At 44.4% G+C, this 683-nt stretch carries 1 protein-coding gene; it reads right to left on the minus strand.

Features of this window, described 5'->3' with window-relative positions:
* Window positions 1-683 (minus strand): ImpA family metalloprotease (locus tag R7Z49_RS25290; RefSeq protein ID WP_318112425.1); only part of this gene is annotated, 683 nt, incomplete at both ends.

Genomic DNA, 683 nt, shown 5'->3' on the forward strand with positions numbered 1-683 from the left:
CTCCATACAGGATGCTGTGCCACATGGTTAAATCTCAGTTCAACCGGAATATCATTTTTGTCAAAGTGAACCTGTACTGGGCCGCCATAAGGAGAAGTCAGCGTGATGGTTTCACCCGCTTTGACTTCGTAAGCAAATGAAGTCAGCAGTTTAGGTCGAGTATAACCGTCTTTACTGAACTCATGAGTCGCTCCACTTCTTAAGCTATTGATGACAATTTTTGTGGTCACATCATTGTTGTCTTTACGCGTTACCGTGAAAGTCTCACCTGGCAGCGCATACACTCCTGCCGAACGGAAGTTGCGTTTAGACTCCATATTCACCGTAGTATCAATTCTCTTTACATCGGCCCCAAATTCACTGCGGCTGAAGTTTCCCATATTTGGTTGTTTTGGGTTGATGCGACGACTGTTGTATTGAACGTAGTCCGCGAAGTACGATTTCAAAAATTCAGTCGTCCCCGTAGACTGCTTATCCATTGGAAAGGAGGCCGTTTGACGATAATGATCCGCCAATAACACCATCAGCTTTTCGTGTTGATAACCATCTTGTTCAAACAACGAGATTTTTTGCTCATCAAGTGATTTCAGCCATTGGCGAATGCTGTTGGCAGCGTCGTAAAACTGACTGTCCATGTTCGCTACTTCTGGGCATGATTTATCATCACATTGGGACAAATCAAC

The sequence above is a fragment of the Vibrio sp. 1562 genome (assembly GCF_033340155.1).
Classification (GTDB): domain Bacteria; phylum Pseudomonadota; class Gammaproteobacteria; order Enterobacterales; family Vibrionaceae; genus Vibrio; species Vibrio alginolyticus.